Origin of the sequence: Thermoanaerobacterium butyriciformans (assembly GCF_017874545.1) — a bacterium.
Lineage (GTDB): Bacteria > Bacillota > Thermoanaerobacteria > Thermoanaerobacterales > Thermoanaerobacteraceae > Thermoanaerobacterium > Thermoanaerobacterium butyriciformans.
This window is the reverse complement of sequence record NZ_JAGGLT010000011.1, coordinates 33,669-50,405: the sequence shown is the minus strand read 5'-3', so window position 1 is coordinate 50,405 and position 16,737 is coordinate 33,669. Positions and strand designations below refer to the sequence as shown.

Here is a 16,737-nt window from a genome sequence, read left to right as displayed (position 1 = left end):
TATTAACGTTCAAGGAGGACAGTGATGAAAAAGACACTTTTATTTTTACTAATTTTTACTTTCCTTATGACCCCAATAAACGTAAAAGCAGAAAGTATAGACCCTCCGCAAATTGCAGCGAAGGCTGCGATTGTTATGGATCAGAAATCTGGGAGAGTTTTGTACGAAAAAAACATAAATGAAAAACTTCCTATGGCAAGCACTACTAAAATTATGACTCTACTGATAGCATTAGAATATGGAAATTTAAACGATATTGTAACTGTCAGTAAAAGAGCGGCTAGTGTAGGAGGGTCTTCAATTTGGCTTGCTCCAGGTGAAAAACTTCCACTTATAGATTTATTGTATGGTTTAATGCTTAATTCTGGAAATGATGCTGCAACTGCTATTGCTGAACATATTGGCGGTAGTGTAGAAAAATTTGCGGAGATGATGAATAAAAAAGCAAGAGATATTGGTGCATATAATACGAATTTTGTTACGCCATCAGGTCTTGATATTGGAATCAACAATCATTATACAACTGCTTATGATTTAGCTTTGATTACAAGGTATGCTTTTAATAATTACAGTAAATTTGCAGAAATAGTATCGACCAAAGAAAAGACGATACCTTGGAGTGGGCGAGATTACGACAGATATCTTAGAAATAAAAATAAAATGCTTTGGCAATATGAAGGTGGGGATGGTGTAAAAACAGGATTTACTAATAAGGCCGGCAGATGTCTCGTTGCCTCAGCAACTAGAGATGGTCACAGGCTTATATCTGTTGTTCTAAATAGCGGTCCTATGTGGGAAGATTCACAAAAGATTTTAGATTATTCTTTTGAAAAGTACAAGCCATTAAAAATTATTTCGAAATATCAGGTAGCAAAAACAATAATTGTTATCAATGGCAAAGGGAAATATTTATCGCTTCAGTACAACGATGATTTTACGTTGCCCGTTTCAAAAGAAGAGATTTTAAACATAAAAGTTGAATACAGTATCCCTAAATCAATGAAGGCACCTATAGGTGTAGGTGAAAAAGTTGGAATAGCCAAAGTATTATTAAATGATAAACAAATGGGTACGATAGATATAGTTGCAGGAAAAACAATTGATAAAAGGGATTATAACTATAATCTAAAAACAATAATTAAAAACTGGATAAATATCTTTTAATCTGAAAACTCTTAGCATCTTGCTAAGAGTTTTTTTGTAACCATTTTTTTATTTGAGAATACCATAAATATGTGAAATCTTTCTTTAGGAGATGGTGTAATGGCAAGTCCAAGGCTTGAATGTATTGATATTGGCAGTGATTATTGCCCTTGCTACTTGGCAGAATTAAATGAATGCATAGTGTGTTCTCAGTTACAAGGCAAAAAATTTTGTGACTGTAATTGGAAAGGTGTATGTGTATTTCAAGAATTTGTTTGGGCAAAATGGAAGGCTAAAGCAAAAAGAGATACAATTGTTTCAAATATTATAGACAAACAAAAGATAAATGAAAATTTATTTATATTAACATTATCTGTGCCTAACAAAATGGCTAGGGATTTGAACGAACCAGGCTCATATGTTTTTTTAAGAAACGAGTTAAGTCCATCATTTTTTGATACTCCTATGTCTATAATGTATGCGGATGAAATTAATGGTTTTGTAAAAGTAGCAATCCAAATTAATGGTCCCAAAACAAGTTTAATTAACTTAAGTGAAAAAAGGGTATGTATTAGGGGGCCTTATTGGAATGGATTATTTGGACATAAGTATATAAAAGGCCTTAAAAACTCAAAATGCTTAGTAATATTGAGAGGAATTGCACAGGCACCAGGTGTTATTGTTATTAATAAATTGTACAGAAATAACAATAAAATCACAGTAATAATTGATAAGGGTAAAACAGGACAATTTTTCATAAGCCAATACCTGGATCAGCTTAATTTAAATATAATAACAACAGATATTTTAAGTGCTGAAGGGCAGGAAATTTTGAAGAATGCTATTGCAGACAATGATCTGAAATTGATATATAGTGGAGGCTCTGATGAACAACATCTTAATATATTGAATTATATGGATTTATATAACAATGAGGCTTATCTTGCAGTATCAAATAACAATACAATATGTTGTGGAGAAGGAATCTGTGGCAGTTGCGAAGTTCAAATAGATGGACAAAAAGTAAGATCTTGCAAAGTACAATTTGATGCAAAAAGGGCAATCGAAAGGAGAATTTTGTATGCTTAAAGTTGTTGTTATTGGCGGCGGTTGGGCAGGATGCGCAGCAGCTCTCACAGCAAGAAAAGCTGGAGCAGATGTTGTACTGCTTGAAAAGACCGATATGCTTTTAGGGTGTGGGCTTGTTGGCGGAATTATGAGAAATAACGGAAGATATACAGCAGCGGAAGAAATAAAATACCTTGGCGGACATGAGTTAATTGAAATAACTGATATGTGTGCTAGACATACAAATGTTGATTTTCCAGGACATAAGCACGCAAACTTATATGATATTACAAAAGTAGAGCCTGCAATAAGAAATATGCTTTTAAGTAAGGGAGTTAATATTAAATTTATATCTAGAGCAACAGATGTAATAATGGAAAGCAATACAAAAATCAAAGGAATAGTTTTAGCTGATGATTCAGTTGAATATGGAGATGTTTTTATTGAAACTACAGGCTCGACAGGTCCTATGGGGAATTGTTTAAGATATGGCAATGGCTGTTCTATGTGCATATTAAGATGTCCATCATTTGGACCGAGGATTAGTATAAGCTATAGAGCAGGTATTGATGATATTTTGGGAATGAGATCTGATGAAGTATATGGTGCATTTAGTGGTTCTTGTAAGCTAAACAAGGATTCATTAAGTGATGAAATTAGAGAAAAACTTGATAAAGACGGTGTTGTAGTATTACCTGTTCCTGAAGAAGATGTTAATATGGACAAATTAAAATTAAAAGTGTGTCAGCAATATGCACTTCCTGAATATGCAGAAAATGTTGTATTGTTAGATACAGGTCATGCTAAATTGATGACGCCATTCTATCCTCTGGAAAAGCTGAGAAAAATACCGGGACTTGAAAGAGCTAGATTTGAAGATCCATATTCAGGAGGAAAGGCTAATTCTATCAGATATTTATCTATTGCTCCAAGAAATAACAGTATGAAAGTTAAGGGATTAGATAATTTGCTATGCGCAGGAGAAAAATCAGGGCTGTTTACCGGTCATACTGAGGCTATGGTGACTGGTTGCTTGGCTGGCCACAACAGCGTTAGATTATCGCTTGGCATGCCTTTACTTGAGCTGCCAAGGAATTTGGTGTCTGGTGATCTCATCGCATATGAAAATGAATGTATTGGGACTAAAGAAGGGTTAAAAAATCGCTATACTTTTGCAGGAGGCAAATATTTTGAACGAATGAAATCATTAGGATTATATACAACTGATACAAATGCGATTAAAGAAAAAATAGAAAGAGACAATCTAATAGGAATATATGATGAAAAATTAGTCTAAGCGAGCCTTATGCTCGCTTAATATATTGTATTTTAGTAAAAAAAATGTTATATTATAAACGTTAAGTTGGTATATCAATAATTAAGGTGTAATAATTATTATGGAAAGATTGCAAAAGTATTTAGCCGAATGTGGGATTGCATCGAGAAGAAAATGTGAGCAATTAATTCTTGATGGAAAAATCAAAGTTAATGGCATTATTATAAAAAATCTTGGCATTAAAATTGATCCAGATAAGGACATTGTTGAATATAATGGCAGAGTAGTTGAAAAAGTTCAACACAATATTTACATTATGTTAAATAAACCGACTGGATTTATAACAACAGTTAAAGATCAATTTGGAAGGCCATCAGTTCTTGATATAATTAAAATTAAAGATAGAATATATCCAGTAGGACGTTTAGATTACAATACTTCGGGATTACTTTTGTTAACAAATGATGGAGATATAGCAAATAAACTTATGCATCCTAAACGCGAAATTGATAAAGTTTATATTGCTAAAATAAGAGGCATACCTGATGATAAAGATCTGGATAGATTTAGAAATGGACTAGTATTAGATAGTCGTTTAACGGCAAAGGCTAAGATTGAAATATTAAAAAAAATAAATAATGATGCTCTTGTAAAAATAGTTATACACGAAGGACGCAACAGGCAGATTAGAAGAATGTGTGAAATGATAGGTCATCCTGTTATAACATTAAAAAGGATTAAGATAGGAAATCTAGAACTAGGGAATTTAAAAGTAGGGCAGTGGCGCTATTTAACTGGTGAAGAAGTTCAATATTTAAAAAACCTATAAAGAGAGAAAGATGTGATATGTTTAGAATAAAGTTTGCATCAACAGATGATATGAAATTTATGGAGGAAATTGCCAAGTATTTTGGAATGCCATTTTCATGTGATATGAATAGATGTATTTGTATGGTGGCAGTTGAGGAAAAACCATTCGGTTACATTTGTATCGAGGTAAACAATAATATTGCAAAAATAGTTGGACATGCTGTATTGCCAGATTATCAAATGAAAGGCTATGGAACTATGCTTTTGAAGGTAGCTTTAAACAACATATATGATTTTGGAATAAAAAAGGCATATATTTATTATTCTGACTATGATGAATTTTATATAAAAAATGGCTTTAAAAAGTCTAACAATGGATTAACAATTGATATTGATGAATTATTTAAATAGATAATAATTTAGGAGGAATGTCTAATGGAACTATGGTTTACTGAACATCACAATGATTGTATTGGCTATTCACTTAAAATAAAAAAGACATTGAATTCGGAGGAAACTAAATATCAAAAGTTAGACGTTATAGAATCTGAATTCTATGGAAGAGTTTTAGTATTAGATGGTATACTGCAAACAACTGAAAAAGATGAATTTGTGTATCATGAAATGATTGTCCATGTTCCGCTTTTTACACACAAAAATCCAAAAAATGTGTTGATTGTAGGTGGAGGTGATGGCGGAGCTGTAAAAGAAATTTTAAAACATAATACAGTAGAGAGAATTGTTCTTGCTGAAATAGACGAGCGGGTTGTAGAAAATTCGAAAAAATATTTACCCTCAATAAGCTATGGATTAAATGATAAAAAAGTTGAAGTTATGATTGGCGATGGAATAAAGTATGTAAATGAACATAAAAATGAATTTGATGTTGTAATCGTAGATTCAACAGATCCAATAGGACCTGCAGTTGGCTTGTTTACTGAAGATTTTTATAGGTCTGTATATGACTGTCTTAGAGATGATGGAATAATAGTAGCACAGACAGAATCACCATTTATTTATGGCAGTTTAATAAATAAATTAAGCAAGATGTTTAAAAAAATCTATCCAATAGTAAAGCCATATATCTGTACTATACCTACGTATCCAGGACACTTATGGACATTTACAATGGGATCAAAAAAATACGATCCTGAAGCAGTTGATGTGAATAATATACCTGAGATTGAGACAAAATACTATACGCCAGAATTGCATAAATCTAGTTTTGTATTGCCTAAATTTTTAAAGGATATTTTTGAGGAGGCATAGCTTTTTGGCAATATAGATGTGATAGTTCCTGCATAAAAAATGAGACCAGTTTTTAATACTTGGTCTTATTTTTTTATAGAAATCTAAGTTAGATGATAGTATAATATAACATAAAGGAGGAGTTTTCATGTTTAAGATAAAGATTACAGAAACAGTTTTAAGGGATGCCCATCAATCTCTACTAGCAACTAGAATGACTACAGATGAAATGCTTCCTATTGCTGAAAAACTTGATGAGGTTGGATATTTTTCACTTGAGGCATGGGGTGGGGCTACTTTTGATGCTTGTATGAGATTTCTTGATGAAGATCCTTGGGAGAGATTGAGACTACTAAAAAAAGCAATAAAGAAGACACCACTTCAAATGCTTTTAAGAGGGCAGAATTTATTAGGTTATAAACATTATCCTGACGATATTGTCAATGAGTTTATAATAAAATCTGTTGAAAATGGCATTGATATTATTAGAATTTTTGATGCATTAAATGATGTTAGGAATCTAGAGGTACCTATTAAAGCGGCTAAAAGTGCAGGTGCACATGTGCAGGCAGCTATTGTATATACAATAAGTCCTGTTCATAATACAGAACATTATTTAAAAGTTGCGAAATCTTTTCAAGACTTGGGAGCAGATTCAATATGCATTAAAGACATGTCTGGAATATTGTCACCTTATGTTGCATATGATTTGATTAAATCTTTTAAAAAGGCAATTCGCATACCCATTCAATTACATAGTCATTGTACAGCAGGATTGGCGTCAATGACATATTTAAAAGCAATAGAAGCTGGTGTTGACGTTGTTGATACTGCAATATCTCCTCTTGCTTTGGGAACATCTCAACCAGCTACAGAAGCGATTGTAGCAGCTTTGAAAGACACAAAATATGACACGGGATTAAATTTAAAAGTGTTGTCTGAAATTGCAGACTATTTTAAGAAAGTAAAAGAACATCATACAAATGGAAGTGACTTATCATTACTTATGAGTGTTGATGCCACTGCACTTGAGAGTCAAATCCCAGGCGGGATGTTATCAAACTTGATTTTACAATTAAAACAACAAAATGCTCTTGATAAATATAATGAAGTATTAAAAGAAGTTCCACAAGTGAGGCAAGATTTAGGTTATCCACCACTTGTTACACCAATGAGTCAAATGGTAGGGACACAAGCTGTTTTAAATGTAGTTACAGGTGAAAGATATAAAATTGTACCCAAAGAAATAAAAGATTATGTTAAAGGCTTGTATGGGAAACCCCCAGTGCCAATTTCCTATGAGATACGTAAGAAAATAATTGGAGATGAAGAAATTATAACAAAAAGACCAGCTGATTTACTTAGTCCTCAATTAGATAAAATTAGAAATGAAATAAAGGAATATTTAGAGCAGGAAGAAGATGTTTTATCATATGCACTATTTCCGCAAGTCGCTAAGAATTTTTTCGAATATAGGCAAGCTAAAAAGTATCAAATTGATTCAACATTAGTAAATATGGAGGAAAAAACATATCCAATATAAAAAATTATAAGCTATAGGTTAAAGGCCTATAGTTTTTTTATGTAATTTTCAATATTCAAAAATAGGATGATGTAACATAATTTTAAATTAAACATAACATGTATTAGAAAAATGAAAGGGGGTTTTTAAAAATGTCTGATCCACAATATCACCATGTACACTGTAGAACAACGTATATAGTAAGGCCAGGAGATTCAATGTGGACAATAGCTAATATGTATGGCATTCCATTAGACTGCTTGATTAGAGCAAACCCACAAATTCCAAATCCAAACTTAATATATCCAGGTCAGCAAATTTGTATACCAGCATTTTGCCCACCAGAAAGACATTGTAGAGAAATGTATATAGTAAGGCCAGGAGATACAATGTGGACAATAGCTAATATGTATGGCATTCCATTAGACTGCTTGATTAGAGCAAACCCACAAATTCCAAATCCAAACTTAATATATCCGGGCCAACAAATTTGCATACCTTATCATTGCTGGTAAAAATATATAATATGAGAATCATGTTAAGATACTATGCAATTGCGTAGTATCTTAACAATTTACATGTAGATAGATGACATTTAAATAATTGCTTTTAAATTTAATTATCTTAACAGGTCCAATATCTATTTTATTACCGCATTTAAGACAGTAAAGATTTTTACTTTTTTTAAGTTCTGAATAGGATTCATCAATTTCAAGTGAGCCATATTTTATAAAGCTTTTCCAACCTGTTTTGCATAATTTATATCTATTATAATAATCTGCATATACCCATTTTAATAATCTGTGAAAATGAAACGGATATTTAGTATAGCTCAGAAATCTTTTAGAAAGCCCCAATGATAAAGCGTAATCTTCAAAAGTTTTTTCAATTTTGTCTTGTAGAGGATTCAATATTTTTGTGCTTTTATAATTATATCCATTAGTTTTTAAATAATCTCTTAAGCAGTCAAACATGTAGCCTCTGCAAACACATATTTCTTCTTTTTTACCTACGTTCATCATATTTAAATATTTTATTGCAATTTCAGTCGCTTTTTTCATATACAGCTTATTGCTGAAATTATCCTTTGTGTAACATTCTAGTGGGATTATATCATAGTGGTATTCGTTCGTTTCAACTCTCATAACACCTATACATGTCCCGCCAACTAAACTTCCGCTTCCTGCATCGTCAATTTGTATCACAATATCACTCCTTGCTTATATATTAATTTTATATTAAAATCAAATTAATTATTCAATTCAATGTGAACTGTGAGAATATATTAATTGGGAGGATATTTATGAATATTTTATTAACAAATGACGATGGCGTTCTATCTCCAGGCATAAATAAATTAGCTGATATTTTAAAAGGAAGCTACAATGTAGTTGTTATTGCACCTGATAGGGAAAGGAGTGCTGTAGGACATGCTATAACAATGCATAAGCCATTAAGAATAAAAAAAATTAAAGATGAAGAAAGTTTAAAAATATTTCATGCAAATGGAACACCATCAGATTGTGTGAAACTAGGAATAGATGTTGTTATGGAAGATAAGCCGGATATCATTGTTTCTGGTATAAATGATGGCTTTAACTTAGGTACGGATATATTATATTCTGGAACAGTATCAGCTGCAATGGAAGGTTCAATAAATGGCTTTTCTTCTATTGCAATATCTTTAGAAGCAGGTTCAGATATAACAGATAAAGCCCTATTATTTATTAAAAAACTCATTAAAAGCGTTGCTAAAAATGGATTACCGAAAAATGCACTATTAAATGTCAACATACCAAATATAAGTGATAATTATAGTGGTGTCAAAATTACAAAATTAGGATATAGAAATTATATTGAGAATTTTACAAGAAGAATAGATCCCCATGGAAGAGAATATTACTGGCTTGCTGGAAAAGTTTTAGAAAATATTAACGAAGAAGATAGTGATATAGTAGCTGTGAAAAGTGGTTTTATTTCTATTACTCCAATACAGTTTGATTTGACAATGTATAGTCTAATTGATACTTTAAAAAGCTGGGATATACAAATTTAATATTTTGATGCAAGAAATTTATCAAAAATATCATTAGCATTTTTTATTCATCGATTGCAGGAATTTTTAATTGCATATAGAATATTTTATATAAATAGAAAAATGATTAAACCAGTAATAGAAAGGACATAAACGATGGATAAAAATTTAGATATAATAAAGAGAATACAAAATAACTATTCTCAATTAAGCAAAAGCCAAAAAATTATAGCAGAATACATAATAAATCATTATGATAAAGCTGCTTTTATGACAGCAGCAAAGTTGGGTAATAGTATTAATATCAGTGAATCTACTGTTGTAAGATTTGCAAATACTTTGGGGTATGACGGTTATCCTGAGTTACAAAGCGCTTTGCAAGAATTAATAAAAAACAAATTGACTACTGTTCAAAGGCTTGAGATGACAGATGAAACTGACGAAATTTCTATTTTAAATAATGTGTTAAAGTCCGATATTGAAAATATCAAGGAGACAAAGGAAGAAATAGATAAAAATTCATTCAAAGAAATTGTTGATAATATTTTTAAAGCAAAAAAGATATATATTATTGGTTTTAGAAGTTCCACTGCAATAGCTGAATATTTAGGGTTTTATTTAAATTTGATACTTGAAAATGTGATATTAGTAAAACCAGGAATATCTGACGTTTTTGAGCAAATGCTTCGCGTAGATTCTAATGATTTGGTGATTGGAATTGGGTTTCCTAGGTATTCAAAGAGAACACTGGAAGTGTTGAAATACGCTAAATCACAAAACGCTAAAATAGTTGCGATAACTGACAGCCTCATATCTCCGCTTACAGAAATTGCAGACGAAATATTGTTAGCAAAAAGCAATATGGCATCTTTTGTTGATTCGTTAGTAGCTCCATTAAGCTTAATAAATGCACTTATTGTTTCTGTTGGTATAAGAGAAAAAGATAAAATAACAGATACGTTTGAAAAGCTAGAAAATATCTGGAACGAATACGAAATTTATTTATCGAAAAATGCTTAAAATCTGCATTTTATATGAAATGCCTATGAGGCATTTAATTATTTTTAGGAGGGTATAAATGTCTACACGTTTATTTATCGTAAGACATGGTGAAACGTCTTGGAATAAATTAAAAAAGATTCAGGGCATTAGTAATGTTGATCTTACTGACGAAGGAGTAAAACAAGCTTATTTACTTTCACAGAGATTAAAACACGAAAAAATAGATATAATATTTTCAAGTGATTTAGATAGGGCGTATAAAACAGCATCTTTAGTCGCAAAAGAATTTGACTTAGATGTAATAAAAATACAGGAATTTAGAGAATTATCTTTTGGCGTATGGGAAGGCCTTACAATTGATGAAATAGAAAAGTTGTATAAAGATTTATATCATACATGGAGGACAAACCCTTCTAAAGCCATAATTGATGGAGCAGAAACCCTGGAAGCTGTTCAAAAGCGAATATTAAACATGACGTATAAAATAGTGGAACAATATAAAAATAAAAATATATTAATTGTTTCACATGGCACATCTATAAAGGCTCTTATTTTAGGATTATTGGGTTTAGATTTGAGTTTTTATCCTAAAATAAGGCAGGACAATACAGCTTTAAATATAGTAGACATAAAAGACGATGGCAATTGTGTGCTTGTACTGTTGAATGATACGTGTCACTTAAGGAGCGAGAATAATTGAAAAAAGTATTTGTTATTGGCTGTGGTGCGGCAGGAATGATGGCTGCATTGATGAGCTCTATTAAAGGTAATAAGGTAACTATATTTGAAAAAAATGATAGACCTGGCAAGAAGCTGTTGATAACAGGCAAAGGCAGGTGCAATATAACTAACACCGCAACAATAAAAGAATTTATAGAAAACACTCCAACTAATGGTAAATTTCTCTATAGCGCATTGAATAGATTTTCAAATAGTGATTTGATTGAATTTTTAAATAAGAATGGTCTTATGACTAAAGTTGAAAGAGGAGGAAGAGTTTTTCCTGTTTCAGATAGGTCAAAAGATGTCTTAGATGTGTTTTTAAAACTGATAAAGTCGAATCAAATAGATATTCATTACAATGCCAGAGTTACTGACATTTTATCTGATGGTTCGCAAGTGTTGGGTATAGTTGTAAATGGGAAAAAGGAATATTGCGATAGCATAATTTTATCAACTGGCGGATTGTCATATCCATCAACAGGATCTACAGGAGATGGATATGATATAGTAAGAAAGTTAGGACATACAATTATAGATCCTCATCCTGCCTTAGTCCCACTTGTAACTGCAGAAGATGTAAGTGGAATGATGGGGTTATCACTTAAAAATATTAATGCAAAATTGTATGTAAATGATAAGTTTGTAAAAGAAGAATTTGGAGAAATGCTTTTTACGCATTTTGGATTGTCCGGACCTGTCATATTAACATTAAGCAGTTATATTAAGAATATTAATAAAAGTAATGTTGTTATAAAATTGGATTTAAAGCCGGCTTTAACATATGAGAAACTTAATGAAAGAATACAAAGAGATTTTAAAAAGTATTTGAAGAAAGAATTTAAGAATTCTTTAAATGATTTGCTACCACGTTCCTTAATTCCATATGTTATTAAAGAAATCGGTATTAATCCGGATAAAAAGGTTTCGGAAGTATCCAAGATAGAAAGAAATGCCTTGGTAAATACTATAAAAGAACTTTCATTTCATATAATTTCGAAGAGACCTATAAAAGAAGCTATTATTACTTCTGGAGGAGTAAGTACAAAAGAGATAAATCCTAAGACAATGGAATCTCGTTTAATTAGAGGATTATTTTTTGCTGGTGAGATAATTGATGTTGATGCGTTAACAGGTGGATATAATCTTCAAATATCTTTTTCAACCGGTTATCTAGCTGGAATAAATTCTTAATATAAGAACTCCTTTCGCATTTTTTTATATATTTTGCATAAAATATATAAAAATGCATAAGGAGGATTACTATGGGGAAAAGAATAAGAAAATCAGGGCATGTGTATTTTATCAGCTTCGATAATTTAATAGCTTTTTTTGTCATAGCTGGTTTTTTAACAGTAATAATTACGCAGGTACTTATGTTAAATGATAATATCAGGGTCTTTTTAAATTCAACGGAAAAAATAGAAGGCATTAATATCAATACGTATTTATCAAAGGATGGTACACTGAAATTAGAACTAGTTAATATGGAAAAAGCACCGAATGCATATGTGCTTATAAATGGTGATCCGAAGTATAGCTTTAAAAATAAATCTGTGGATATTAGCATTAAACAGGGAGAGTTGATAGAAATCGATGGAACAAAATATAAACAAACTATGTATATTAAAGTTGCTGATTCAAGTGACAATGTAATAGAACCGCAAAGAACTGCAGTAGTAAAAGTTAATGGGGATATCGAAGTTGTTGGGCGTGTGAGGTTAAAATGATGTTGTTATAACATCATTTTTACTATATAATTATAAAAAGAAGATAAAAGAAAGGAGTATGATGTCTTATAAAAGCAATTAGAGGCGCAATAACGACTGAAAATACAAGAGAAGACATTTTTAAAGATACAATTAATCTTATAGATGAGATCTTTCGCTGTAACGAAATTAAACCTAATGATGTTGTATCAATATTTTTTAGTGCCACAAAAGATATTAATTCTGCATATCCAGCCGAAGCATTAAGGCACCATGGAATTACTGATATTCCTATGATGTGCTTTCAAGAAATGGACGTTTCAGGTAGTCTTAAAAAATGTATTCGAGTTATTGTATTTATTAATTGTAATGATGATAAGAAGGTTAAGCATTTGTATTTAAAAAATGCAAAATTGTTAAGGCCGGATTTATTGAATATAAAAGTTGCTATTGATGGTCCAGCCGGCGCGGGAAAGAGTACAGTTGCTAAAAAGCTAGCTGAAAAACTTAATTTTACATATATAGATACAGGTGCGATGTACAGAGCTTTGACATATAAGTCTATCATTAATGATATTGACATAAACAATAAAGATAAAATTGTAGAATTGGCTTCCAAAATTGATATTAAATTAGAAAATGATAGAGTATTGTTGGATGGTATAGACATTTCAAATGAAATAAGAACCCCGATTGTTTCAGAGAAAGTGTCATTAATTTCTAAGATACCTGAAGTAAGGGAAATAATGGTAAATTTGCAGAGACAATTGGCGAACAATGGTAGCGTTATAATGGATGGAAGAGACATAGCAACAGTTGTGATGCCTGATGCACAATTTAAATTTTTTTTAACAGCCAGTGCTGAGGTAAGAGCAATGCGGAGATATAATGAATTAGTAGAGAAAAAAATTTCCGTTAGTTATGATGATATATTAAGGGACATTAAAAAAAGAGATAAAATTGATATGGAAAGAGATGTTGCTCCATTAAAAAAATCTGATGATTCTATTGTAATTAATACATCAGACATGACGATAGAAGAAGTTGTTTGTAAAATGTATGATATTATTGTTAGTAAATAAAGGGGGACAACTGATGTTTTATTATATCGCAAAATACATTGTTCTCTTTATTATAAATGTAATTTTCAGGATAGAAGTTGAAGGTTATGAGAATATTCCTAAAGATGGGCCTATAATTATTTGCCCAAATCATATAAGTTTTCTGGATCCACCTATTATTGGAGCAGTTTTTACACGAAGAATATTTTTTATGGCAAAAGCCGAGCTTTTTAAAAATCCTATTTTTAAATTTGTTTTAAGCAATGGATTAGGTGCATTCCCAGTAAAAAGGGGTACATCAGATTTAACTGCTATCAAAATAGCATTAAAACACTTGAAAAATGGACATGTTGTAGGAATTTTTCCTGAGGGTACAAGGAGTAAAACAGGAAAACTTCAAAAAGCAGAGCCAGGTGTATCATTGTTATCAGTTAAAGGTAATGCACCTGTTTTGCCAATTGGAATAAAGTCATCATATAAACTGTTTTCGAAAGTTGTGATAAAAATAGGTAAGCCTATTTATTTTGATGAATATCAAAATGTTCATTTGACGTCTCAAGATATGGCAAATATAGGTGAGAAGATTATGATTGAAATTTCTAAATTGATCTAGGAGGATATAATGAAAATATTAATAGCAGATAATGCAGGGTTTTGCTTTGGTGTAAAAAGAGCCGTAAAAGTAGCGTATGATCAAATAAATCGAGATGATAATAGACGGACATATACTTATGGGGAACTTATACACAATCCACAAGTAGTAAGGGATTTAGAAGATAAGGGAATAAAAACAATAGATGGAATTGATAATTTAAAAGAAAATGATAGAATAATTATTAGAACTCATGGTATACCAGAGAAAACATATAAAGATTTAAAAGAGAAAAAAATTGAATTAGTTGATATGACTTGTCCCTTTGTAAAGCGAGTCCAAAAAATAGTAAATGGTTATCATAAAAAAGGTTATACTATCGTTATAATAGGTGATAAAAATCATCCAGAAGTAGTAGGAGTAAATGGATGGTGTGACAATTCAGCCTATGTAATAGAATCAGTGAATGATGTTCAATTGCTACCGTATATTGATAAGGCTTGTGTTGTTGCACAGACAACGATAACACAAAAAACATGGGAAGATAGTTTGAATGCATTAAAACTTAAAGTTAATAAATTGGTATCATTTAATACAATATGTGATGCTACAAACAAAAGGCAATCATCTGCTGAAGAGATATCTAAAAAAGTTAATGTAATGATCGTTATCGGTGGAAAAAACAGTTCGAATACTCAAAAATTAAAAAGAATATGCGAAAAGAATTGTAATAGAACTATTCAGATAGAAAACGCTGATGAAATTGATTTAAGTATTTTTAATGATAATGATATTGTAGGTATTACTGCAGGTGCTTCAACGCCCGATTATTTAATACAAGACGTGATAAATAAAATAGCAACTAATAGAAAGGAAGATACTAATGAATGATTTTATGGATGAATATTCTTTTAATCTAATTCATACAGGAGACATTGTTAAAGGTAAAATTATAAAAATACTTAGTGATGGGATAATAGCGGATATTAATTATAAGGCCGATGCATATGTTCCTAAAGATCAATTGTCAATAGATCCAAATTTAGATATTAACAGCTTTTTTAAGGTAGGAGATGAGATTGATCTTTACATAGTTAAAAGAGAAGATGAAAACGGTGATGTATTAGCATCAAAGGTTAAAGCAGATACAGAATTAGCAGAAGAAAAACTAGATACAGTTTATAAAAATGGTGATATTTTAAGTGGGAAAATCATAGAAGTAATTAAAGGCGGAGTATTAGCTGATATTTTAGGTGTAAAAGCATTTATACCTGCTTCACAGCTTGATATACATTATGTAAATGACTTAAACGATTATCTAGGGAAAAATGTTAAAGTAAAAATTATAGATTATATACCGAATAAAAAGTTGATAGTATCTCAAAAAGTTGTATTAGAAAAGGAAAAGTTAAAAGAGAAAGAGGAATTGTTGAAAACTTTACAAGAAGGACAAGTAATTCAAGGTGTAGTAAAATCTATAGCTAAATTTGGTGCATTTATAGATATAGGTGGTATAGATGGACTGATACCTTTAAGTGAAATTTCATGGAGCAGAAACAAAAATATAAATGATATATTGAATATTGGCGAAAAAGTAGATGTATATGTTGAAAAAATAGATAAAGAAAAAATTACATTAAGTTTGAGGAAACTTATTCCTGATCCTTGGACAACTATTAGTATAAAAATTAAAGTTGGCGACGTCATCTTGGGCAAAATAGTAAACATAACAACCTTCGGCATATTTGTAGATATTAGCGATGGGGTAGAAGGTCTTGTACACAAAAGCGATTTATTAAAAAATATTAAAGAATATAGAATTGGGGAAAATATTTCGGTTGAAATATTGAATATTGATGTTAATAATAAAAGAATGAGTCTAAGAGAAATCGATAGAAGTAACGAATCCTATGAATTAGAAAGAGAAGACTTGAATGTTTCTATAAAAGATATACTTCAAAGTATAAAATAATTATTTATGGGTGTTATGTAAAATACCTTGACAAAAGAAAAAAATCTGATAAAATTTATCTTATTGAATATCCGTACTTTTAAATACGAGGAGGCAAGATAATAGAATGAATGCTTTGGGTCGCCACATATTGGCAGAGATTTATGGTTGCGATGAAAATGTTCTTGATGATTGTGAATTAATAGAAGACATAATGGTAAAAGCAGCTATTGAAGCAGGTGCTGAAGTTCGTGAAGTTGCTTTCCATAAATTCAGCCCCCAGGGCGTTAGTGGAGTTGTAGTTATTTCAGAATCACATATAACAATTCATACTTGGCCGGAACTAGGATATGCAGCCGTTGATGTGTTTACGTGTGGAAATAATGTAAATCCATGGAATGCATGTAATTATTTAACGAAAATGCTAAAGGCAAAGAATATGACCGCTACTGAGGTAAAAAGAGGGGTTTTCGAGCAACCTGTCAAAGTTGTAAATATGTAATTTTATAAAATTTATTTTTATGTATATTTAATATTTAATGTGTTAATAATATTAATGAACCTCACAAAATACATTGAGACCCCCTTTACATCATTTAA

Annotated in this window: 19 protein-coding genes; 18 read left to right on the top strand and 1 reads right to left on the bottom strand. The window is 30.9% G+C overall.

Features of this window, described 5'->3' with window-relative positions:
* Positions 1–24: 24 nt before the first annotated feature.
* From J2Z80_RS05970 to safA, 8 genes are all read left to right on the top strand, one after another.
* Complete coding sequence (locus J2Z80_RS05970) at positions 25–1,164, top strand: D-alanyl-D-alanine carboxypeptidase family protein (protein WP_209453582.1); 1,140 nt, start codon at positions 25–27, stop codon at positions 1,162–1,164.
* 99 nt (positions 1,165–1,263) lie between these two features.
* A complete protein-coding gene (locus J2Z80_RS05965; RefSeq protein WP_209453581.1) occupies positions 1,264–2,232 on the top strand; it encodes a sulfide/dihydroorotate dehydrogenase-like FAD/NAD-binding protein in 969 nt (322 codons plus the stop codon).
* On the top strand, positions 2,225–3,508 hold the full coding sequence (locus J2Z80_RS05960; RefSeq protein ID WP_209453580.1) for an FAD-dependent oxidoreductase: 1,284 nt from the start codon (positions 2,225–2,227) through the stop codon (positions 3,506–3,508). Before J2Z80_RS05965 ends, J2Z80_RS05960 begins: the two co-directional genes overlap by 8 nt.
* 100 nt (positions 3,509–3,608) lie before the next feature.
* Positions 3,609–4,316 carry a pseudouridine synthase gene (locus J2Z80_RS05955; protein ID WP_209453579.1) on the top strand — a complete coding sequence of 236 codons (708 nt, stop codon included), beginning with the start codon at positions 3,609–3,611 and terminating at the stop codon, positions 4,314–4,316.
* 17 nt (positions 4,317–4,333) lie between these two features.
* Positions 4,334–4,708: a GNAT family N-acetyltransferase gene (locus J2Z80_RS05950; protein WP_209453578.1), complete on the top strand. Its 375-nt coding sequence runs from the start codon at positions 4,334–4,336 to the stop codon at positions 4,706–4,708.
* 24 nt (positions 4,709–4,732) lie between these two features.
* The gene (speE, locus tag J2Z80_RS05945; protein WP_209453577.1) at positions 4,733–5,566 is read left to right on the top strand and encodes a polyamine aminopropyltransferase; all 834 of its coding nucleotides are present in this window, start codon (positions 4,733–4,735) and stop codon (positions 5,564–5,566) included.
* A 127-nt stretch (positions 5,567–5,693) separates the two neighbouring features.
* A complete protein-coding gene (locus J2Z80_RS05940; protein ID WP_209453576.1) occupies positions 5,694–7,088 on the top strand; it encodes an oxaloacetate decarboxylase subunit alpha in 1,395 nt (464 codons plus the stop codon).
* A 131-nt stretch (positions 7,089–7,219) separates the two neighbouring features.
* On the top strand, positions 7,220–7,582 hold the full coding sequence (gene safA / locus J2Z80_RS05935) for a SafA/ExsA family spore coat assembly protein (protein WP_209453575.1): 363 nt from the start codon (positions 7,220–7,222) through the stop codon (positions 7,580–7,582).
* Positions 7,583–7,633: 51 nt separating this feature from the next.
* On the opposite strand, the gene J2Z80_RS05930 is transcribed toward safA, so the two are convergent.
* Entirely contained in the window at positions 7,634–8,272 is a 639-nt protein-coding gene (locus J2Z80_RS05930; RefSeq protein WP_209453574.1) for a hypothetical protein, read from the bottom strand.
* Between the two features lie 98 nt (positions 8,273–8,370).
* Between J2Z80_RS05930 and surE the strand changes: the two genes are divergently transcribed.
* The 10 genes from surE to speD all read left to right on the top strand — a co-directional run bounded on the left by surE (position 8,371) and on the right by speD (position 16,639).
* Positions 8,371–9,123, top strand: a complete 753-nt coding sequence (gene surE / locus J2Z80_RS05925) for a 5'/3'-nucleotidase SurE (RefSeq protein ID WP_209453573.1) — start codon at positions 8,371–8,373, stop codon at positions 9,121–9,123.
* Positions 9,124–9,258: 135 nt separating this feature from the next.
* Positions 9,259–10,122: a MurR/RpiR family transcriptional regulator gene (locus J2Z80_RS05920; protein WP_209453572.1), complete on the top strand. Its 864-nt coding sequence runs from the start codon at positions 9,259–9,261 to the stop codon at positions 10,120–10,122.
* Between the two features lie 58 nt (positions 10,123–10,180).
* Complete coding sequence (locus J2Z80_RS05915) at positions 10,181–10,804, top strand: histidine phosphatase family protein (protein ID WP_209453571.1); 624 nt, start codon at positions 10,181–10,183, stop codon at positions 10,802–10,804.
* Positions 10,801–12,018 (top strand): BaiN/RdsA family NAD(P)/FAD-dependent oxidoreductase, encoded by a 1,218-nt coding sequence (locus tag J2Z80_RS05910; protein WP_209453570.1) that lies wholly within the window; start codon positions 10,801–10,803, stop codon positions 12,016–12,018. Before J2Z80_RS05915 ends, J2Z80_RS05910 begins: the two co-directional genes overlap by 4 nt.
* Before the next feature lie 71 nt (positions 12,019–12,089).
* Entirely contained in the window at positions 12,090–12,554 is a 465-nt protein-coding gene (locus tag J2Z80_RS05905) for a hypothetical protein (protein WP_209453569.1), read from the top strand.
* A gap of 68 nt (positions 12,555–12,622) precedes the next feature.
* Positions 12,623–13,615, top strand: coding sequence for a (d)CMP kinase (cmk, locus tag J2Z80_RS05900; RefSeq protein ID WP_209453627.1), 993 nt, complete (start codon positions 12,623–12,625; stop codon positions 13,613–13,615).
* Between the two features lie 13 nt (positions 13,616–13,628).
* Positions 13,629–14,207 (top strand): lysophospholipid acyltransferase family protein, encoded by a 579-nt coding sequence (locus tag J2Z80_RS05895; protein ID WP_209453568.1) that lies wholly within the window; start codon positions 13,629–13,631, stop codon positions 14,205–14,207.
* 9 nt (positions 14,208–14,216) lie between these two features.
* Complete coding sequence (locus tag J2Z80_RS05890; protein WP_209453567.1) at positions 14,217–15,077, top strand: 4-hydroxy-3-methylbut-2-enyl diphosphate reductase; 861 nt, start codon at positions 14,217–14,219, stop codon at positions 15,075–15,077.
* A complete protein-coding gene (locus J2Z80_RS05885) occupies positions 15,070–16,158 on the top strand; it encodes a 30S ribosomal protein S1 (protein WP_209453566.1) in 1,089 nt (362 codons plus the stop codon). The genes J2Z80_RS05890 and J2Z80_RS05885 overlap by 8 nt, the downstream gene beginning before the upstream one ends.
* Positions 16,159–16,264: 106 nt before the next feature.
* The gene (speD, locus tag J2Z80_RS05880; RefSeq protein ID WP_013297845.1) at positions 16,265–16,639 is read left to right on the top strand and encodes an adenosylmethionine decarboxylase; all 375 of its coding nucleotides are present in this window, start codon (positions 16,265–16,267) and stop codon (positions 16,637–16,639) included.
* The last annotated feature ends 98 nt before the right edge of the window (positions 16,640–16,737 follow it).